Source organism: Variovorax sp. VRV01 (assembly GCF_014852545.1).
GTDB lineage: Bacteria > Pseudomonadota > Gammaproteobacteria > Burkholderiales > Burkholderiaceae_C > Variovorax > Variovorax beijingensis_A.
In genome coordinates, this window is the sequence record NZ_JACVBS010000003.1 from 359,000 (window position 1) to 378,771 (window position 19,772).

General features: G+C 67.3%; 16 protein-coding genes. 14 read left to right on the forward strand and 2 right to left on the reverse strand.

Annotated features, from left to right (window positions below; all coding sequences use genetic code 11):
• Positions 1-47: 47 nt before the first annotated feature.
• From IB278_RS07980 to IB278_RS08005, 6 genes are all read left to right on the forward strand, one after another.
• Complete coding sequence (locus IB278_RS07980; RefSeq protein WP_225612797.1) at positions 48-659, forward strand: hypothetical protein; 612 nt, start codon at positions 48-50, stop codon at positions 657-659.
• A gap of 34 nt (positions 660-693) precedes the next feature.
• The gene (locus IB278_RS07985) at positions 694-2,082 is read left to right on the forward strand and encodes a sigma 54-interacting transcriptional regulator (protein WP_145740723.1); all 1,389 of its coding nucleotides are present in this window, start codon (positions 694-696) and stop codon (positions 2,080-2,082) included.
• A gap of 193 nt (positions 2,083-2,275) precedes the next feature.
• Positions 2,276-2,479, forward strand: coding sequence for a hypothetical protein (locus IB278_RS07990; protein ID WP_012746113.1), 204 nt, complete (start codon positions 2,276-2,278; stop codon positions 2,477-2,479).
• 7 nt (positions 2,480-2,486) lie between these two features.
• Positions 2,487-4,502, forward strand: coding sequence for a glucans biosynthesis glucosyltransferase MdoH (mdoH, locus tag IB278_RS07995; protein ID WP_192323164.1), 2,016 nt, complete (start codon positions 2,487-2,489; stop codon positions 4,500-4,502).
• Positions 4,503-4,803: 301 nt separating this feature from the next.
• A complete protein-coding gene (locus IB278_RS08000; protein ID WP_145740719.1) occupies positions 4,804-5,700 on the forward strand; it encodes an RNA ligase family protein in 897 nt (298 codons plus the stop codon).
• Complete coding sequence (locus IB278_RS08005; RefSeq protein ID WP_192323165.1) at positions 5,697-6,836, forward strand: AAA family ATPase; 1,140 nt, start codon at positions 5,697-5,699, stop codon at positions 6,834-6,836. Before IB278_RS08000 ends, IB278_RS08005 begins: the two co-directional genes overlap by 4 nt.
• Positions 6,837-6,897: 61 nt before the next feature.
• On the opposite strand, the gene ffh is transcribed toward IB278_RS08005, so the two are convergent.
• Positions 6,898-8,286, reverse strand: coding sequence for a signal recognition particle protein (gene ffh, locus IB278_RS08010; RefSeq protein WP_124960436.1), 1,389 nt, complete (start codon positions 8,284-8,286; stop codon positions 6,898-6,900).
• A gap of 182 nt (positions 8,287-8,468) precedes the next feature.
• Here ffh and IB278_RS08015 point away from each other — a divergent pair, with 182 nt between their 5' ends.
• The 8 genes from IB278_RS08015 (at position 8,469) to IB278_RS08050 (ending at position 18,776) form a co-directional block, all read left to right on the forward strand.
• Positions 8,469-9,281 (forward strand): inner membrane protein YpjD, encoded by an 813-nt coding sequence (locus tag IB278_RS08015; protein ID WP_145740716.1) that lies wholly within the window; start codon positions 8,469-8,471, stop codon positions 9,279-9,281.
• Positions 9,278-9,538 (forward strand): PP0621 family protein, encoded by a 261-nt coding sequence (locus IB278_RS08020; protein WP_124960434.1) that lies wholly within the window; start codon positions 9,278-9,280, stop codon positions 9,536-9,538. Before IB278_RS08015 ends, IB278_RS08020 begins: the two co-directional genes overlap by 4 nt.
• Positions 9,539-9,579: 41 nt before the next feature.
• A complete protein-coding gene (locus tag IB278_RS08025) occupies positions 9,580-11,280 on the forward strand; it encodes a two-component system sensor histidine kinase NtrB (protein WP_145740714.1) in 1,701 nt (566 codons plus the stop codon).
• 25 nt (positions 11,281-11,305) lie between these two features.
• Positions 11,306-12,844, forward strand: a complete 1,539-nt coding sequence (locus tag IB278_RS08030; RefSeq protein ID WP_192323199.1) for a sigma-54-dependent transcriptional regulator — start codon at positions 11,306-11,308, stop codon at positions 12,842-12,844.
• A complete protein-coding gene (gene ampD, locus IB278_RS08035; protein WP_145740712.1) occupies positions 12,831-13,439 on the forward strand; it encodes a 1,6-anhydro-N-acetylmuramyl-L-alanine amidase AmpD in 609 nt (202 codons plus the stop codon). The genes IB278_RS08030 and ampD overlap by 14 nt, the downstream gene beginning before the upstream one ends.
• A 350-nt stretch (positions 13,440-13,789) precedes the next feature.
• Positions 13,790-16,705 (forward strand): ribonucleoside-diphosphate reductase subunit alpha, encoded by a 2,916-nt coding sequence (locus IB278_RS08040; protein WP_145740710.1) that lies wholly within the window; start codon positions 13,790-13,792, stop codon positions 16,703-16,705.
• A 178-nt stretch (positions 16,706-16,883) separates the two neighbouring features.
• On the forward strand, positions 16,884-18,056 hold the full coding sequence (locus IB278_RS08045; protein ID WP_145740708.1) for a ribonucleotide-diphosphate reductase subunit beta: 1,173 nt from the start codon (positions 16,884-16,886) through the stop codon (positions 18,054-18,056).
• Between the two features lie 195 nt (positions 18,057-18,251).
• On the forward strand, positions 18,252-18,776 hold the full coding sequence (locus IB278_RS08050) for a histone H1-like DNA-binding protein (RefSeq protein WP_012746103.1): 525 nt from the start codon (positions 18,252-18,254) through the stop codon (positions 18,774-18,776).
• Positions 18,777-18,858: 82 nt separating this feature from the next.
• Here IB278_RS08050 and IB278_RS08055 read toward each other — a convergent pair whose 3' ends face one another.
• A complete protein-coding gene (locus IB278_RS08055; RefSeq protein ID WP_145740706.1) occupies positions 18,859-19,761 on the reverse strand; it encodes a carbohydrate kinase family protein in 903 nt (300 codons plus the stop codon).
• Positions 19,762-19,772 lie beyond the last annotated feature (11 nt).

The window sequence follows — 19,772 nt, forward strand, 5'->3', positions numbered from 1 at the left end:
TGCTTTTTCCGTTCGTCCGCAGTTCGACCCTGTCCGGGGCGGTGGCCATGCCTTTCGTCCTGCTGCTGGCCGCCTGCGCGACACAGCCCGCACCACCCGCCGAGGCCGAGGCCCTGCCGCCGCCGCCCGCCGTGCCGCGCGTGATGCCGGTCGAGGCCGAGCCCAAGGCGCCCGCCACGCAGCCCGCCTCGCTCTTCACGCTGATGACCCAGGGCCCGGTCGCGGCCATGCTGGCCTATGCCGACAAGATGCGCCCGCTGGGCGGCGCCGAGCTGGCCGCCGAAATCACCCGCGCCGGCGATCCGGGCGATTCGCCCACCGCCCAGATGCAGCTTGCACTGCTGCTCGCGCAGACCCGGGTGCCGGCCGACCTCGCGCGCGCGCTGGGCCTGATGCAGCGCGTGATCTCCAACCCCTCGCCCGAGGCGCAGCCCCTGCAGCCGCTGGCGCGCGCGCTCGCCGCGCGCTACGTGGAACAGCGCCGCGTCGAGGACGACCGCGACAAGCAGGCGCAGCAGGTGCGCGAAAGCCAGCGCCGCATCGACCAGCTGAACGACCGCATCGAAGCGCTGCGCGCCATCGAGCGCAGCTTCGCGCGTCCCAACAACGTGCCGGCGCCGACCCTGCCTCCGCCCTCCGGCACCAGGCCCAATCCATGAACCGCAGCCGGCGATTGCCCAAGGAGCCCCATCGATGAGCACGACCGGCGCGCGCCTGCTGGTGGTCGACGACGACCCGGACATGCTGCGGCTGCTCTCGATGCGGCTGAGCTCGGCGGGTTACCAGGTCACGGCCGTGACCTCGGCCGAAACCGCGCTCACGCAGCTCGAGATCGAGCATCCGCAGCTGGTGCTCAGCGACGTGCGGCTGCCCGGCCGCGACGGACTCCAGCTGTTCGACGAGATCCGAAAGCGCCACCCCTCGCTGCCGGTGATCCTGCTCACCGCCCACGGCACCATTCCCGATGCGGTCGAGGCCACGGCGCGCGGCGTGTTCACCTATCTCACCAAGCCCTACGACGGCCGCGAACTGCTCGACAAGATCGCGCAGGCGCTGGCGCTCGGCGCACCGGCCAGCACGCCCGCCAAGGCCGGCGACGAAAGCTGGCGCGCCGAGATCGTGAGCCGCAGCAACCGCATGTCCGAGCTGCTGGCCGAGGCGCGCATGGTCGCCAAGTCGGACGCCTCGGTGCTGCTGCGCGGCGACAGCGGCGCCGGCAAGGAACTGCTGGCGCGCGCCATCCACCGCGCCAGCCCGCGCGCCGACAAGCCCTTCGTGGCCGTCAATTGCGGCGCCATCCCCGAGGCGCTGCTCGAATCGGAGCTGTTCGGCCACATGAAGGGCGCCTTCACCGACGCCCACGCCAACCACAAGGGCCTGTTCCAGCAGGCCGACGGCGGCACGCTGCTGCTCGACGAAATCGGGGACATGCCGCCAGCCCTGCAGGTCAAGCTGCTGCGCGTGCTGCAGGAGCGCGCGGTGCGCCCGCTCGGCGCCAGCCAGTCGATCGAGGTCGACGTGCGCATCATCTCGGCCACCCACCGCGACCTGGATGTCGCCATGGAAGCCGGCCAGTTCCGCGAAGACCTCTATTACCGGCTCAACGTGGTCACGCTCACGCTGCCGCCGCTGTCGGCCCGGCGCGAAGACATTCCGCTTCTGGCCAACCACTTCCTGCAGAAGCTCTCGACCAAGTACGGCAAGCGCCTGTCCGGCTTCGCGCCCGAGGCACTCAAGGCGCTGGCCACCGCGGCCTGGCCCGGCAACGTGCGCCAGCTCTACAACGTGGTGGAACAGGTCTGCGCGCTGTCGAGCTCGCCGCTGATCCCGCTGGCGCTGGTGCAGCGCGCGCTGCGCGTGCCCACGGTCGAGGTCCAGACCTATGCCGAGGCCAAGCAGCGTTTCGAGCGCGACTACCTCGTCGGGCTGCTCAAGCTGACCGACGGCAACGTGGCCGACGCCGCCCGGCTGGCCGACCGCAACCGCACCGAGTTCTACCGCCTGCTGCAGAAGCACGAACTCACGCCGGGCCACTTCAAGGCCGACGCTGTCGCTCCGGGCAGCGAGCCTGTCGCCGACTAGCGACGCCCCTAAGTTGTTGATTTAAAAGGCCATTCTCCACCAGCCTCGCGGGCTTGTCGGGATTCGGCGACAAAAACCGGGGTTTCGGGGCCTTCCAGCCGGCTCCAACCCTGAAAACAGCATCCAGATCGCCATAAGTCGTTGATCTGAAAGCGTTTTTCCAGCCTGGCACAGGGTTTGCCCCTGTACAGGCATGACAGCACTCACCAGCCCATCTTTCGCACTGCGCCAGCAGCGCGACGGCCTGCGTCAAAAGCAGTTTTCCCCCGTGCGGCCTCGTGCCGCCGGTCATTCGGTGGCCGCGCTCGCAAGCGCGGGCGGCGCCGAACCGGATTGCGTGATCAAGCGCTTTCCTGCCATTGGCGACACCCCTTCCCTCGACAAGCAACGTTGGTAAATCACACATGAAGCCGAACGACTTCTCCCAACTGAACGTGCTGACCGAAGCCGACTTTTCGCACCGCAGCCCGGTGCGCGAAGAACGCCACCCCAATTCCGTGACCGCTCCGCCGGTCAACCGCGGCTCCATGACGCCCCGCCCCTGGCGCGGCTTCTGGAACAGCATCGGCACGGCCCTCCTGGTCAAGCTCGGCGCCGGCGGCAAGCCGGAAAGCCAGACCGCCGAAGCCGGCGCCCAGGTTAAGCAGCCCTGGCAACGCGCCGCGGCCCAGCGCCGCTTCGCATTCATGGCGCTCACGCTGCTGAGCACCGTGATCGCGTCCGTGCTGTTTGCCGGCGTGCAACCCGACTACGACAACGTCTGGCTCGAATACGGCCAGATCGGCCTGTACGGCCTGCTCTCGGGCTGGGTCGTCACCGGCTTCGTGACCGCGCTCATGGGCTTCTACGTCTCGGTGCGCGGTGACAAGCACGCGCTCTCGGTCAAGCAGGTGGCCCACCACCCGATGAACCCCGAGGCACGCACCGCGATCATCATGCCGATCTGCAACGAAGACGTTGCCACGGTGTTCGCCGGCCTGCGCGCCACCTGCGAATCGGTCGCAGCCACCGGCCACGCGAAGCAGTTCGACGTGTTCGTGCTGTCCGACAGCTACTCGCCCGAAACCGCCGCCGCCGAGCGCGCCGCCTGGGAAGACCTGCGCGCCGCGCTGGCCGACAGCCCCAACCAGCCGCAGGTCGAGGTGTACTACCGCCTGCGCACCCGCCGCACGCACCGCAAGGCCGGCAACGTCGCCGACTTCTGCCGCCGCTGGGGCAAGGACTACCGCTACATGGTCGTGCTCGACGCCGACTCCGTGATGAGCGGCGATTGCCTGACCTCGATGGTCAAGCTGATGGAAGCCAACCCTACCGCCGGCATCATCCAGACCGCCACGCAGGCCATCGGCCACGTGACGCTGCATGCCCGCGCGCAGCAATTCGCCTCCCGCGTGACGGGCCGCCTGTTCACGCTGGGCATGCAGTTCTGGCAACTGGGCGAATCGCACTACTGGGGCCACAACGCGATCATCCGCGTCGAGCCCTTCATGAAGCACTGCGCGCTGGCGCCCATCAAGGGCACCGGCGGCATGTCGGGCGGCATCATGTCGCACGACTTCGTCGAAGCCGCGCTGATGCGCCGCGCCGGCTACAACGTGTGGCTCTGCGCCGACCTGGTCGGCAGCTACGAGCAGCAGCCGCCGGACCTGCTGGCCGAACTGCAGCGCGACCGCCGCTGGTGCCAGGGCAACCTGCAGAACGCCCGCCTGATGGCCGAGCCCGGCATCCACCCGGTGCACCGCGCCATGTTCGTGACCGGCACCATGGCCTACGTCTCGGCGCCGCTGTGGCTCGCATTCCTGACGCTCGGCACCGCGCTGTGGCTGAGCGGCTCGAGCCTGATCTCCAGCTGGAGCGTGCTGCCGGCGGAACTCGCCGGCCTGTGGGTCTGGACCCTGTGCCTCCTGTTCCTGCCCCGCGTGCTCGGTATCGCGGCCGTGCTGATGCGCGGCGAGCAGCGCCAGTACGGCGGCCTCTGGGGCCTGGTGAAGAGCTCGGTGCTCGAAAGCGGCCTGGCCATCGTGCAGGCGCCGGTTCGCATGCTGGCCCACTCGCTGTTCGTGCTGGTCGCCCTCACCGGCATCAGGCTCGACTGGAAGTCGCCCCCGCGCGAAGCCGCTGCCGTGCCGTGGAAGGTCGCCGTGACGCAGCTCGCTCCCATGAGCGTGGTGGTCGGCGCGCTGGCCCTGGGTGTCGCAATGATCGATCCGAGCGCGCTGATCTGGCTCATGCCGGTGGGCCTGCCGCTGCTGCTGGCCATTCCGCTCACGGTGCTGACCAGCCAGATCGCGCTGGGCACCTCGCTGCGCGACCGCGGCTTCCTGCTGATTCCCGAGGAATCGCGTTCGCCGGCCGTGCTGCGCCGCGCCTGGATGCATGCGCTGCGCCTGGCGCGCCCTGCGGCACTGGCAACGGCCTGATGCGCTGAAGACACAGTCTCGAAAAAAGCCGACCTCGAGGTCGGCTTTTTTCATGGCGCGTGGCTAGAATCGCGCCTTCTTTTTTCAACCCACGGATCCCTCGATCCCCTGGAGCGCCAAGTGCCCCGATTCGCCGTCACAACCCCCTGACGCCGACAACACCACTTCACTGGTCATGTCGGGCGCCAAGCTGCGCATCCCGCTGACCAGACACGGCCTCCTCGGTCGCTGAAGTCGACTCTCTTCCCAGCTTCGCTCCCGCACGTTGTCGGTTCTTCCTGATTTGCATCCGGAGAACAACGTGTTCCCTCTCTCTTCCCTTTCATCGGTTCCACTGCTCAAGTACCCGCGTACTGCGCATCTGGAAGGCTCGCGCCTGCAGGCCGGCGACACCGACGCTGACCAGACGCCGTTGTCCGCGCTGCAGGGCCAGCATGTGGTCATCGAGGAAAAGCTCGATGGCGCCAACGCGGCCGTGTCGTTCACCTCCGCGGGTGAACTGCTGCTGCAGTCGCGCGGCCACTATCTCGCGGGCGGGGCCAGCGAGCGGCAGTTCAACCTGTTCAAGCACTGGGCCGCTGCGCATGAAGCGGGGCTGCTCGAACGGCTCGAAGACCGCTACGTCATGTACGGCGAGTGGTGCTTTGCCAAGCACAGCTGCTGGTACGACCGGCTGCCCGCGTTCTTTCTCGAGTTCGACCTCTACGATCGGCAGAGGCAGTGTTTCCTGTCGACGCCGGCACGGCACGCGCTGCTCGACGGCAGCCCGGTCGTTTCGGTGCCGGTGCTCTACGACGGCGAGATGCCGCGCCACGCGAAAGCACTGCGCCTCCTCGTGCGACCGTCGCTCGCGCGCAGTGCCGGCTGGAAGGCGGCCTTCGAACAGGCCGTGATGCAGGAAGGCCAGCCGCTCGACCTCGTGCGGCAGCAGACCGACCTGTCGGACCTGGCCGAGGGCCTGTACCTCAAGACCGAATCGCAGGGCGAGGTCACCGGCCGCTACAAGTGGGTTCGGCCTGATTTCGTGCAGACCATCCTCGACTCGGGCTCGCACCACAGCCGCCGGCCCGTGCTGCCCAATCGACTGGCGGCAGGCGTGGATCCGTACGCACCGACGCCCACGACCACATGGCAAGACCTGGGATTGCGCACATTGCACGCCCCAGCCGAACTCACGCCCCCCGGGAGAACGCGATGACCTGCGACGACTTGCGCGCCCTGGTGCCCGCGCCTGGCAAAGACACCGACTGGCGGCAGTGCTGCGAGCTGCTGCCGGGCCTGCTGCGCCTCGAAGAGACGCCGCAAGACCCGTACTACCACGCCGAAGGCAACGTCGGCATCCACACGCGCATGGTGCTCGACGCGCTGATGCAGGATCCGCACTACCAGCGCGCCGATGTCGACGGCCGTTTCGTGCTGTTCATGGCCTGCCTGCTGCACGATATCGCCAAGCCTGACACCACGGTGATCGACGAAGCCAGCGGCCGCATCGGTCAGCCCGGCCATTCGCGCCGCGGTTCGGTCGACGTCCGCGTGCTGATGTGGAAGGCGCGCGTGCCGTTCGCGCTGCGCGAAGCGGTATGCCGGATCATCGCGGTGCACCAGTTGCCGTTCCATGCCTTTGCCTCGCGCAAGGGGTTGCGGCCCGAGTGGCTGGTGCACAAGCTCTCGTGGGAGCTGAGCCTGCCCGACCTGTGCTGCGTGGCGCGCTGCGACATGCTCGGGCGCCACTACGAGAAGCGCGCGGACAGCATGGCCGATATCGCGCTCTTCGAGGAGCTGGCCCAGGAAGAAGGCAGCTGGGAAGGCTCCCGCCAAATGGCCGATGCCCACACTCGGCTGGCCTACTTCCGTGGCGCGGACACCAGTCCCGATTACCCCCTCTTCCAGACGACGGGTTCGCAGGTGACGGTGATGTGCGGCCTGCCCGCGAGCGGCAAGAACCACTGGGTGGCGCAGCACCGCAAGGGCTGGCCGGTGGTGTCCTTCGACGATGCGCGTGCCGAACTCGGGTTGAAGCACGGCGAAAACGACGGGCTGGCCGCGCACCACGCGATCGATCGGGCCAAGGCGCTGCTGCGCAGGCAGGAGCGCTTCGTCTGGAACGCCACGCACCTGAGCCAGCAGATGCGCGCCAAGACGCTGGACCTGCTCTGGGCGTACCACGCCCGGATCGAGCTGGTGTACCTGGAGGTGCCGCATCCCGAGCTGATGCGCCGCAACCGCGAGCGTGACACCACGCTGTCGAACGCGGGCATCGAGCGGATGCTGCATCGCTGGGAACTGCCCGCGCCGGTGGAAGCGCACGCGACGGTCTACGACGTGCAGACCTGAAAACGACGAAGCCCGCCGGAGCACCCTCCGGCGGGCTTCTATCTATATATATGCGTGGGGCTCAGAACGGCAGCTTGGGACCGCCGGGCCCACCCATCCCGCCCATCCCCTTCATGCCGCCCATCTTCTTCATCATCTTCATGAGGCCGCCGCCCTTCATCTTCTTCATCATGCCCTGCATCTGCTCGAACTCGTTGAGCAGGCGGTTCACTTCCTGAACCTGCACGCCCGCGCCGGCCGCGATGCGGCGCTTGCGCGTGGCCTTGAGCAGCTCGGGCTTGCGGCGCTCCAGCGGCGTCATGCTCTGGATGATGCCTTCCTTGCGGCGGATGTCGCGCTCGGCGCGGGTCATGTCGGCTTCGGTGGCCTTGGCGGCCATCTGCTGCGGCAGCTTGTCCATCAGGCTGGAGAGGCCGCCCATCTGCTTCATCTGCTGCAGCTGGCCGAGGAAGTCGTTCAGGTCGAAGCCCGCGCCGCTCTTGACCTTGGCCGCGAGCTTCTGCGCCGCCGCCACGTCGACGCCGGCCGTGACCTGCTCGACCAGCGCGACGATGTCGCCCATGCCAAGGATGCGGCCCGCATGGCGCTCGGCGTCGAACACCTCGAGGCCGTCGATCTTCTCGCTGGTGCCCGCGAACTTGATCGGCACGCCCGTCACCTGCCGCACCGACAGCGCCGCACCGCCGCGCGAATCGCCATCGGTCTTGGTCAGGATGATGCCGGTGAGCGGCAGCGCTTCCTTGAAGGCGCGGGCGGTGTTGATCGCATCCTGGCCCTGCATTGCGTCGACCACGAACAGCGTTTCGACCGGATCGAGCGCGCCGTGCAACTGCTTGATCTCGCTCATCAGCACTTCGTCGATGGCCAGGCGGCCCGCGGTGTCGACCAGCAGCACGTCGAAGAAGTGGCGCTTGGCGTGGTCGAGCGCGGCGCGCGCGATGTCGAGCGGCTTCTGGTCGGGCGTGCTCGGGAACCATTCGGCGCCAGCCTGCTTGGTGACCATCTTGAGCTGCTCGATGGCGGCGGGCCGGTAGACGTCGCCCGACACGGTGAGCACTTTTTTCTTGCGCTTCTCGATCAGGTGCTTGGCCAGCTTGGCGGTGGTGGTGGTCTTGCCCGCGCCCTGCAGGCCGGCCATCAGGATCACCGCGGGCGGCTGCGCCGCAAGGTTGATGTCGGACACGCCCTCGCCCATGGTCGCGGCGAGCTCGCGGTTGACGATGCCGACCAGCGCCTGGCCCGGCTTGAGCGAGCCCAGCACTTCCTGGCCGAGCGACTTTTCCTTCACCCGGGCGACGAAATCGCGCACCACGGGCAGCGCCACGTCGGCCTCGAGCAGCGCCATGCGCACTTCGCGCAGCATGTCCTGCACATTGCTTTCGGTGATGCGAGCCTGGCCGCTCATCGTCTTGACGAGGCGGGAGAACTTTTCTGTGAGGGCGGTGGCCATGAAGGAGATGCCTTGCTGCCCGCCGCGGCGGGTCATTGGAAAGTCGTGAACTGGTATCGGCCGCTTGCTGCCGCTTCGCGAAACACCGGGAACCGGTTCTGCCGAGCCTCTGGTGTCGCCCCGTTGAGGGGGTTGGCGCCGCGACGCGAAGTGCGCAAGCCTGGGGGAGATAAACTCCGGCAATGATTTTAGCGATCCCCTCCCCACTTGCCGTGGCGCTGGGCATCGCCACCGCGGCTGCCTATGGATTTGCCGCTGCCGCGGGTGCCCGGCTGAGCCGCAAAGCCACCCAGTGGGCCCTCGGGCTGGCGTGGCTTCTGCATGCCGCGGTGCTGGGCCATGGCCTGGTCGGCAGCCAGCCGAAATTCGGCTTCGCGCCCGCGCTTTCGGTCACGGCCTGGCTGGTGCTCACGGTCTATGCGGTCGAAAGCCGCATGTACCCGCAACTCAAGGTGCGCCGCGCGCTGGCCTGGCTGGGCGCGGCCGCCGTGCTGCTGGCCATCCTGTTTCCCGGCACGCCGCTGCATGTGTCGGCATCGCCCTGGCTGCCGCTGCACCTTGCGCTGGGCATCGCCTCGTACGGCCTGTTCGGCGCCGCGGTGGTCCATGCCTGGCTGATCACGCGCGCCGAAAAGCAGATCCGCCTTGCCGCCGCCGAGCCGCAAGGCGGTGTGCCGCTGCTCACGCTCGAGCGGCTCACCTTCCGCTTCGTGATGGCCGGCTTCGTGCTGCTTTCCGCCACGCTGCTCGCGGGTCTGCTGTTCAGCGAAACGCTGTACGGCGCGAGCGTGCGCGGCTGGAAGTGGGACCACAAGACGGTGTTCTCTGTGCTCGCCTGGATCAGTTTCGCGGTGCTGCTGATCGGCCGGGTCCGCTTCGGATGGCGTGGCCGCACGGCGCGGCGCGTGCTGTATGCCGGCTCCGCCCTGCTGCTGCTGGCCTATGTGGGCTCGCGCTTCGTGCTCGAAGTGGTGCTGGCGCGCGGCGCGACATGAAATACCTGCTCGTTCTCGCGGTGCTCTGGGTGGCGATCTGGCTCTGGCGCAAGAACCGCCGGGAGGAAATGCGCGAGACCCTGCGCGAAGAGGCGGCCCGCGCCGCCAAGCGCCCGCCCGCCGCGCCGGCTTCGCCGCAGGCCATGCTGCGCTGCGCCCATTGCGGCTTGCACCTGCCTGCAAGCGATGCGATCGCGGGGCCTGGCGACGCGGTCTACTGCAGCGCGGCGCACCGCCAGGCCGCCGAGCGCGGCTGAGCGGGCGCCGCATCGATGAGCGCAGCGCCAGGAATGCACCGGTGAGCTCTTCTCCCTGGGCGCGCGGCGAGCCCGCCACCGACTGGAGCACGCTCGAGCCGGGGCGCGGCGAAAGTGCCGCGCTGCTGCGGCTGTGGCGCGGCTTCATGGCGGCGCGCTGCTTCGTTGCGCTGGTGCTCGTGCTGCTGCAGGGCGTGGCCATGGCGCTCGGCCAGACGGTGCAGCCGCTGGCCGTGGCCCTTTCGGCCGGCTATCTGGCTGCCACCTGGCTGGGCGCCCGCTACGCGCATTTCACGCCACCGATCCGGGCCTTCGGCATGCTGTGGTTCCTCACCATCGGCATCGACCTGGGCACCTTCACCGCGCTGCAGGTGCTCCAGGGCGGCAGCATCAACTACACGCCGCTGTTCGCGCTGCCGGTGCTCATGAGCGCGGTGCTGGGCACGGTGACCGTGGGCCTGGGCACCACGGCCACGGTCACGCTGCTGCTGCTCGCCGATGCCGGCTGGCACTGGCTGCTGCAGCAGCCCGGCGATTCCTCCACCCGCTTCGTGCAGGCGGCGCTCACCGGCACCGGGCTCTTCGTGGTGGCCCTGCTGGCGCACGAGCTGGCGCGCCGGCTGGCACGCGAGGAAGAAACCGCGCTGCGCAACCGCAGCAGCGCGCAGATGCAGGCGCAGGTCAACGACCTGGTGATCGAGACGCTGAGCGAAGGCGTGCTGGTGATCGACGCCGAAGGCATGGTGCATGCGGCCAATCCGGCGGCCGACGCGATCCTGGGCCAGGGGCTGGGCCGGCTCGGCCTGCCGTTCGCGCTGCATGCGCAGCCCGCCTGGCATGCGCTGGCCGCGTTGGCGCGCCAGACCTTTGCGCGCCGCGCGCCGCAAAGCGAGGAAATCCCCGTGGCGCAGGCGCGCGGCGCCGCGCGCGAGGTGCGTGTGCGCACGCGGCTCACGCCCACCAGCGACCGGCACGTCGACAGTCTTTGCGTCATGTTCCTGCAGGACCTGCGCGAGCTCGAGGCCCGCATCCGCACCGAGAAGCTGGCGGCGATGGGCCGCATGTCGGCCGCGGTGGCGCACGAGATCCGCAATCCGCTCGCGGCCATCACGCAGGCCAGCGCGCTGCTCAACGAAGACCTCACCGACCCCGCGCACCGCAAGCTGACCAGCATGGTGCAGCACAACGCGCAGCGGCTCGCACGCATCGTGGACGACGTGCTCGACGTCTCGCGCGCGCGCCAGCAGCGCGTACTCTCGCTCGGCGAGCAGGTCGTGCTCGATCCCGCCGTGCAGGCGCTGGCCGAGGAGTGGGTGCGCCAGACGCAGCGCCAGGGCGTGCTGATCGCGCTGGACGCCGCCGACGCCGAAGTGCGCTTCGACGTCGAGCACCTGCGCCGGCTGCTCGTGAACCTGCTGGACAATGCGGCGCGCTACGCCAGCAGCCGCGCGGGCGCGATCCAGGTCGTCACCACCACGCAGCGCGGCAGTTCCGGCCGCCCGAGCCTGCAGGTGTGGAGCGACGGCGCGCCGCTGGAGCCGGCGGTGCAGCGCCACCTGTTCGAGCCTTTCTTCTCATCCGAGAGCCGCTCCAGCGGGCTCGGCCTCTTCCTGTGCCGCGAGCTGTGCCGGCGCCACGGCGCCACCATCGGCTACGAGCGGCGCGCACTGGTCGCGGGCGGGCCCGAGGGCAACGAATTCTTCGTCAGCTTCGCGCCCAGCGAAAACCGGCTGACACAATAGCGCCGTGAGCACTCCCCATCCCTCCATGCAGCGCCCGGCCAACATCCTGGTCATCGATGACGAGCCCGACCTGCGTACGCTGTACGAGCTGACCCTGCTGCGCGAAGGCTACCGCGTCGAGGCCGCCGGCAGCGTGTCCGAAGCCTGGCAGCACCTCGAGGCGGGGCAGTTCGATGCGGTGATCACCGACATGCGGCTGCCCGACGGACAGGGCATGGAAATCATCCATCGCATCCAGAAGAACCAGCGCAGCGAGCGCTGCGTGGTGATGACGGCCTACGGCTCCGCCGAGAACGCGGTCGAGGCGCTGAAGGCCGGAGCCTTCGACTACCTGACCAAGCCGGTCGACCTGAAGCAGTTCCGCGCCGTGGTCGCTTCCGCGGTGCAGGCGCAGCAGGCAGCGCCGGCCAAGGCCTGGCAGGCGGCGCCCGCGGGCCAGCCGCGCGCCGGCGCGCCGGCCGTTCCGGACAGCGGCGTCGCCGCGCTCGAGCGGCTGGTCGGCGACTCGGAGCCAATGCGCCTGGTCAAGTCGCGCATTGCCAAGGTGGCGCGCGGCATGGCGCCGGTGCTGGTGCGCGGCGAATCGGGCACCGGCAAGGAACTGGTGGCACGCGCCGTGCATGCCTGCAGCCAGCGCAGCGAGGGCCCGTTCGTGGCGGTCAACTGCGGCGCCATCCCCGAGAACCTGCTCGAGGCCGAATTCTTCGGCGCCCGCAAGGGCTCCTACACCGGCTCGTCGCAGGACCGCGACGGCTACTTCCAGGCCGCGCGCGGCGGCACGCTCTTTCTCGACGAAATCGGCGACCTGCCGCTGGCGATGCAGTCCAAGCTGCTGCGCGCGATCCAGGAGCGCAGCGTGCGCTCCATCGGCTCGACACAGGAAGACGCGGTCGACGTGCGCATCGTGAGCGCCACCCACAAGGATCTTCACGCCGAAGTCCAGGCCGGCCGCTTCCGGCAGGACCTGTTCTACCGGCTCAACGTGATCGAGATCGCCGTGCCCGCGCTGCGCGACCGGCGCGAGGACCTGCCGGCACTCTGCGCCGCGCTGCTCGCGCGCATTGCGCAGGACGGCGGGCTGCCGGTGCCGCATCTTTCCGCCGAACTCCTGCGCCGCCTTGCCCAGCACCGGCTCGACGGCAACGTGCGGGAGCTCGAGAACCTGCTGCACCGCGCGGTGGCGCTCAACGACGGCGACGAACTGCATCTGGACCTGATGGCACCGCGGCCGGAGGCTGCCGAAGCGCCGGCCGAGACGGCCATCGCCGAACCCGCACCCTCTTCTGCTGCGGCGTCCGGCGGCGAAACGCCTAGGTCGCCCGCCGCGGCCGTCGCGGAATCCAAGCCCTCGGCGCCCGCCCTCCCCTCGGACCTGCAGGCCTACCTCGATCAGCAGGAGCGCGAGATCCTCGTGCGCGCGCTGCACGAAAGCGGCTTCAATCGAACGGCCGCCGCCGCGCGGCTCGGCATGAGCCTGCGCCAGATCCGCTACCGCATCGCGCGGCTGGGCATCACCACGCCCGGCGGCGACGAAGGTGCCAGCACCAGCCATGCCGACGACTGAAGCACAGGCGAGCAACGACGACGGGCTCTGGCAAGCCGGCTGGTACCGCTTCGCCAAGGCGCTGCGCTCGCCGAATTTCGGCCCCCGGCCCGCCGGCGCGCAGACCGACCTGATCGTGCTGCACTCCATCAGCCTGCCGCCCGGCGAATACGGCGGCGACGCCGTGCAGCAGCTCTTCACCAACCAGCTCGACTGGGATGCGCACCCCTATTTCCAGTCGATCCGCGGCCTTGCGGTTTCCTCGCACTTCTATGTGCGGCGCAACGGCGAACTCTGGCAATTCGTGAGCTGCGACGAGCGCGCCTGGCATGCGGGCGTGTCGTCGTGGCGCGGGCGCGAGAACTGCAACGACGACTCCATCGGCATCGAGCTCGAAGGCCTCGAAGGCCAGCCGTTCGAAGAGGCGCAGTACGAGGCGCTGGCCAGCCTCTGCCCCGCCATTGCGCAGCACTACGCCATCGCGCACATCGCCGGCCACGAGCACATCGCGCCGGGCCGAAAACAGGACCCCGGCGCCGGTTTCGATTGGCAATTGCTGCGCGGGCACCTCGGCTGGAGTCCACGGATGTTTCCTCCGCAGGTGGTGCAGCGCTAATTTTTTCAATCGCGCGGCACCTCGCGATGCGCCGATCCCGCGGCGCAGCAATGAGAAAATTGCAATCGCCGCATTCAGCAACCATGCGCCCTGCAAGCCCAAATCGGCCTGCAAGCCACGCCCCATGCGGGTTGCGACAACATAGGCCAGTATTCATGCGGCATCGACGGCCGTATGCCGGACCGAAAGAAAAAACGGCAGGGGTTGTATCCACTGGAAAACGCTACATCTAGTGGGTTGTACACCCCTCAGACCCTAGATATAGTGTCCTCCGTCCGGTCAACAACGCCGGCGCGGCGCCTAACCAAGGCATCGCCATCCAACAAGAATTGCCAACCGAGAGGAAGCGAATGCAAACAGCCCTGAACACCCCATCGACCTCGCGTGCCGTTCCCTCCACGCCCACGCAGCAGCAGCGCGACACCGCTGGCTCGCCCGCCGGACAGAACCTCGCGCACTACCAGATCATCCGCCGCAACGGCGCCGTGGTTCCCTTCGAACCCAACAAGATCGCCATCGCGATGATGAAAGCCTTCCTGGCCGTGCACGGCACCCAGGGCGCGGCTTCGGCCAGCGTACGCGAAACCGTCGACGCGCTCACGCAAGGCGTGATCCGCGCGATGGTGCGTTCGCGGCCGGGCGGCGGCACCTTCCACATCGAAGACGTGCAGGACCAGGTCGAACTCGGCCTGATGCGCGGCGGTCACCACGAGATCGCGCGCGCCTACGTGCTCTACCGCGAGCGCCGCACGCAGGAGCGTTCCAAGCAGGTCGAGCAGGAAGCGCCGGCCACGCCGACGCTGCACGTGCTGGACAACGGCGAACGCGTCGCGCTCGACCTGAACCAGCTCAAGGGCCTGATCGAATCGGCCTGCGAAAACCTGGGCGACAGCATCACCGCCGCACCGATCGTCGCCGAGACGATGCGCAACCTGTACGACGGCGTGCCGCTCGACGAGGTCTACAAGGCCTCGATCCTGGCGGCCCGCACGCTGATCGAAAAAGACCCCGACTACACCTTCGCGACCGCCCGCCTGCTGCTGCACACGATCTTCAAGGAGATCATCGGCCGCGAAGTGATGCCCGCCGAGCGCGCCACGGCCTACGCCGACTACTTCCCGCAGTTCATCAAGAAGGGCGTCGAGAACGACCTGCTCGACGAGAAGCTGCTGCAGTACGACCTGCCGCGCCTGGGCGCCGCGCTCAAGGCCGAACGCGACCTGCAGTTCGACTACCTCGGCCTGCAGACCCTGTACGACCGCTACTTCCTGCACGTGCGCAAGTCGCGCATCGAACTGCCGCAGGCCTTCTTCATGCGCGTGGCCATGGGCCTGTCGCTCGGCGAGATCGACCGCGAAGCCCGCGCCATCGAGTTCTACGAGGTGCTGTCGTCTTTCGACTTCATGTCGAGCACGCCCACCCTGTTCAACGCCGGCACGCTGCGCTCGCAGCTGTCCAGCTGCTACCTGACCACCGTGCCCGACGACCTCGACGGCATCTACGAGTCGATCAAGGAAAACGCGCTGCTCTCCAAGTTCGCGGGCGGCCTGGGCAACGACTGGACCCGCGTGCGCGCGCTCGGAAGCCACATCAAGGGCACCAACGGCGAATCGCAGGGCGTGGTGCCCTTCCTCAAGGTGGTCAACGACACGGCCGTGGCCGTGAACCAGGGCGGCAAGCGCAAGGGCGCCGTCTGCACGTACCTGGAAACCTGGCACCTGGACATCGAGGAGTTCCTGGAACTGCGCAAGAACACCGGTGACGACCGCCGCCGCACGCACGACATGAACACCGCCAACTGGATTCCCGACCTCTTCATGCGCCGCGTGATGGAAAAGGGCACCTGGACGCTGTTCTCGCCCTCCAACGTGCCCGACCTGCACGACAAGTTCGGCGCCGACTTCGAGCAGGCCTACACCGCCTACGAAGAAAAGGCCGCGCGCGGCGAGATCAAGCCCTCGCGCACGGTCCAGGCCTCGGACCTGTGGCGCAAGATGCTCACGATGCTGTTCGAGACCGGCCATCCGTGGATCACGTTCAAGGACGCCTGCAACGTGCGCTCGCCGCAGCAGCACGCCGGCGTGGTGCACTCGTCGAACCTGTGCACCGAGATCACGCTGAACACCAGCGACACCGAAACCGCCGTCTGCAACCTGGGTTCGGTGAACCTGCTGCAGCACCTGAAGGACGGCAAGGTCGACCAGGAAAAGCTCAAGAAGACGATCTCGACGGCAATGCGCATGCTCGACAACGTGATCGACATCAACTACTACGCCGTGAAGAAGGCGCGCGACTCGAACCTGCGCCATCGCCCGGTCGGCCTGGGCCTGATGGGCTTCCAGGACGCACTGTACGAACTGCGCATTCCCTACGCTTCGCAGGAAGCCGTGCAGTTTGCCGACGAGTCGATGGAAGCCATCTGCTACCACGCCTACTGGGCTTCGACCGAGCTGGCCCGCGAACGCGGCAAGTACTCGAGCTACAAGGGCTCGCTCTGGGACAAGGGCATCCTTCCGATCGACACGCTCGATCTGCTCGAAAAAGCCCGCGGCGGCTACGTCGAGGTCGACCGTTCGGCCACCCTCGACTGGGAGGCCCTGCGCCAGAAGATCAAGGCCGACGGCATGCGCAATTCCAACTGCGTGGCCATCGCCCCGACCGCGACCATCTCGAACATCATCGGCGTCGACGCTTCCATCGAGCCCTGCTTCGGCAACCTCTCGGTCAAGTCGAACCTGTCGGGCGAGTTCACCGTCATCAACCACTACCTGGTGCGCGACCTGAAGCGCCTGGGCCTGTGGGACGACGTGATGGTGATGGACCTGAAGCACTTCGACGGTTCGCTGCGCCCGATCGACCGCGTGCCGCAGGACGTGAAGGCGCTCTACGCCACCGCGTTCGAAGTCGAGACCACCTGGCTGGTCGAAGCCGCAGCGCGCCGCCAGAAGTGGATCGACCAGGCGCAGTCGCTCAACATCTACATGGCCGGCGCATCGGGCAAGAAGCTCGACGACACCTACAAGCTCGCATGGCTGCGCGGCCTGAAGACCACCTACTACCTGCGCACGCAGAGCGCGACGCACGCCGAGAAATCCACCGTGCAATCGGGCCGCCTCAACGCGGTGTCGTCGGGCAGCGATGCACCTTCGGGCATGAGTGCACTCGAAGCGGCGGCTGCCGCAGCGAAGGCGCAGATGAGCGCGATGCCTGCCACCGACATCGCCTTCTGCGGCGTCGACGATCCGACTTGCGAAGCATGCCAATGACGCGCGAGTGATGTCAGAGAGGTGCATGCACGACGCGCGAACTCTCAGTCGATCACGGCATCGACTGACATCGCGCGATGCATGAGAGCAACATAACAACCACATAAATGGAGCGCGACGTGAACGAGCACTTTGCAACTCACATCGTTGCTCCGATAATTGAGCATTGGATTTTTCTATGTTGACCTGGGACGAAGAAGTCAAGCCCTCCTTATCAAAGGATATGCAACAAGGATTGCAGCAACACCACGCATCGACCAGCGGCCTGTCCGCAGGCCGACCGGTGGATGCTCCGACTTCGCCGATTGCACAACCCGCGGCACCCGCCGCGGCGCAGCGCGTCAAGGCTTCCGACAAGCGCATCATCAACGGCCAGACCGACGTCAACCAGCTGGTGCCGTTCAAGTACAAGTGGGCCTGGGAAAAATACCTCGCCACCTGCGCCAACCACTGGATGCCGCAGGAAGTGAACATGACGCGCGACATCGCGCTCTGGAAAGACCCGAACGGCCTGACCGAAGACGAGCGCCGCATCGTCAAGCGCAACCTCGGCTTCTTCGTGACCGCCGACTCGCTGGCCGCCAACAACATCGTGCTGGGCACCTACCGCCACATCACGGCGCCCGAATGCCGCCAGTTCCTGCTGCGCCAGGCCTTCGAGGAAGCGATCCACACGCACGCCTACCAGTACATCGTCGAGTCGCTCGGCCTGGACGAGAGCGAGATCTTCAACGCCTACAACGAAGTGCCGTCGATCCGCGAGAAGGACCAGTTCCTGATCCCGTTCATCGACGCCATCAGCGACCCCAACTTCAAGACCGGCACGCACGAGACCGACCAGACCCTGCTCAAGTCGCTCATTGTGTTCGCCTGCCTGATGGAAGGCCTCTTCTTCTACGTCGGCTTCACGCAGATCCTTGCGCTGGGCCGCCAGAACAAGATGACCGGTGCCGCCGAGCAGTACCAGTACATCCTGCGCGACGAGTCCATGCACTGCAATTTCGGCATCGACCTGATCAACCAGCTCAAGCTCGAGAACCCCGGCCTCTGGACCCCCGAGTTCAAGGCCGAGATCAAGGCCCTCTTCCTGAAGGCCGTCGAGCTCGAGTACAAATACGCCGAAGACACCATGCCGCGCGGTGTGCTCGGCATGAACGCCTCCATGTTCAAGGGCTACCTGCGCTACATCGCCAACCGCCGTGCGCAGCAGATCGGCCTCGAAACGCTCTTCCCGAACGAGGAAAACCCGTTCCCCTGGATGAGCGAAATGATTGACCTGAAGAAAGAGCGCAATTTCTTCGAAACCCGCGTGATCGAATACCAGTCGGGTGGTGCGCTCTCCTGGGATTGAATCTTTCGACAAGAATTAATGATTTCAAGAATTGCCCTTGCCACCGATCGCGCCGAAGAGCGCGGCATGGACGAGGGCTCAGGTGTTCATGGTGCTGGAGCTCAGATTCCAACGCCATGGATCGCTTCACGCTACCAACGTGCGTGGAGTGCTTCAATAGGTTGATTTTTTCAACTTGATCAAGGAGAAATAGAAATGGCAACTGCAAAGAAAGCGCCGGCTAAGAAAGCCGCTGCAAAGAAGGCTCCGGCAAAGAAGGTCGCGGCCGCTAAGAAGGCTCCCGCCAAGAAGGTAGCTGCGAAGAAGGCTCCGGCCAAGAAGGTCGCAGCGAAGAAGGTAGCCGCCAAGAAGGCGCCGGCAAAGAAGGTAGCCGCCAAGAAGGCAGCTCCGGCAAAGAAGGCCGCTGCCAAGAAGGCGCCGGCGAAGAAGGCCGCAGCGAAGAAGGCTCCTGCCAAGAAGGCGGCGGCGAAGAAGGCTCCGGCAAAGAAGGCCGCTGCCAAGAAGGCCCCTGCGAAGAAGGCCGCCGCCAAGAAGGCTCCTGCCAAAAAGGCCGCGGCCAAGAAAGCCGCGAAAAAGCCCGCTGCCAAGCCTGCCGCTGCTGCCAAGAAGCCTGCTGCGAAGAAGGCTGCCAAGGCTCCTGCCGTAGCGCCTGCTCCTGCTGCGCAAACGACGCTGAACCCCCAGGCAGCCTGGCCGTTTCCGACGGCCAGCAAGCCCTGAGTCTGCTCAGCGGCCTTGACGGCAAAAAGCCCGGCACCTCACGGTGCTGGGCTTTTTTTATGGGCGCCTGCCAGCGGGTGGCTCAGAGGCCCAGCGCCTTCAGGTCGATCTGGTAGTTCTGCGGCCCGCGCTGCGCGATCTTGAGCGCGCCGATGCGGTTACCCAGTGCCGCGCACTGCGCGAGCGGCCATTCCTTCTCCAGACCGAACAGCAGCGCGCCGCGCCAGGCATCGCCGCAACCGGTGGGCTCGACCACCGCCGCCGGCGTCACGCCCGGCACATGCTCGCGTTCGCCGTCGATCCAGACCTCGCAGCCCTCGGCCGCCAGCGTCACGACCAGGCCGCGCACCCGCTTCGAAATCTCGCCCAGGCTCCAGCCGGTGCGCTGCGACAGCATCTTGCCTTCGTAATCATTGACGACGACCCAGCTCGCCAGGTCGACGAAGTGCCTGAGCGCCTCGCCGTCGAACATCGGCAGGCCCTGGCCCGGATCGAACACGAACGGAATGCCGGCTGCGGCGAACTGCTCCGCGTGCTGCAGCATCGCCTCGCGGCCGTCGGGCGCGATGATGCCGACGCGGATGTCTTCGCGCGCGGCGATCTTCGTGAGGTGCGCCTGCTGCATCGCGCCGGGGTGGAACGCGGTGATCTGGTTGTTGTCGACGTCGTTCATGATCATCGCCTGCGCGGTGAAGGTGTCGTCGAGCTGGCGCACGAACTCGGTGCTGATGCCCAGCATGCGCATGCGCTCCAGGTAATCGGCGCCGTCGCTGCCCAGGGTGGCCATCGGCAAGGCAGTGCCGCCCAGCGCATTGAGGCTGTAGGCGATGTTGCCGGCACAGCCGCCGAAGTCGCGCCGCAGGCCCGGCACCAGGAACGACACATTGAGGATGTGCAGCTGGTCCGGAAGGATCTGGTCGGCGAACCGGCCCTCGAAGGTCATGATGGTGTCGAACGCGAGGGAACCGCAAATCACTGCTGCCATGGGTGAGCCGT

Bases quoted from the DNA above. Each gene is read 5' to 3' on its own strand.
- IB278_RS07980 (WP_225612797.1), top strand. From the start codon at position 48: ATGCCTTTCGTCCTGCTGCTGGCCGCCTGCGCGACACAGCCCGCACCA.
- IB278_RS07985 (WP_145740723.1), top strand. From the start codon at position 694: ATGAGCACGACCGGCGCGCGCCTGCTGGTGGTCGACGACGACCCGGAC.
- IB278_RS07990 (WP_012746113.1), top strand. From the start codon at position 2,276: ATGACAGCACTCACCAGCCCATCTTTCGCACTGCGCCAGCAGCGCGAC.
- mdoH (WP_192323164.1), top strand. From the start codon at position 2,487: ATGAAGCCGAACGACTTCTCCCAACTGAACGTGCTGACCGAAGCCGAC.
- IB278_RS08005 (WP_192323165.1), top strand. From the start codon at position 5,697: ATGACCTGCGACGACTTGCGCGCCCTGGTGCCCGCGCCTGGCAAAGAC.
- ffh (WP_124960436.1), bottom strand. From the start codon at position 8,286: ATGGCCACCGCCCTCACAGAAAAGTTCTCCCGCCTCGTCAAGACGATG.
- IB278_RS08015 (WP_145740716.1), top strand. From the start codon at position 8,469: ATGATTTTAGCGATCCCCTCCCCACTTGCCGTGGCGCTGGGCATCGCC.
- IB278_RS08020 (WP_124960434.1), top strand. From the start codon at position 9,278: ATGAAATACCTGCTCGTTCTCGCGGTGCTCTGGGTGGCGATCTGGCTC.
- IB278_RS08030 (WP_192323199.1), top strand. From the start codon at position 11,306: ATGCAGCGCCCGGCCAACATCCTGGTCATCGATGACGAGCCCGACCTG.
- ampD (WP_145740712.1), top strand. From the start codon at position 12,831: ATGCCGACGACTGAAGCACAGGCGAGCAACGACGACGGGCTCTGGCAA.
- IB278_RS08040 (WP_145740710.1), top strand. From the start codon at position 13,790: ATGCAAACAGCCCTGAACACCCCATCGACCTCGCGTGCCGTTCCCTCC.
- IB278_RS08045 (WP_145740708.1), top strand. From the start codon at position 16,884: ATGTTGACCTGGGACGAAGAAGTCAAGCCCTCCTTATCAAAGGATATG.
- IB278_RS08050 (WP_012746103.1), top strand. From the start codon at position 18,252: ATGGCAACTGCAAAGAAAGCGCCGGCTAAGAAAGCCGCTGCAAAGAAG.
- IB278_RS08055 (WP_145740706.1), bottom strand. From the start codon at position 19,761: ATGGCAGCAGTGATTTGCGGTTCCCTCGCGTTCGACACCATCATGACC.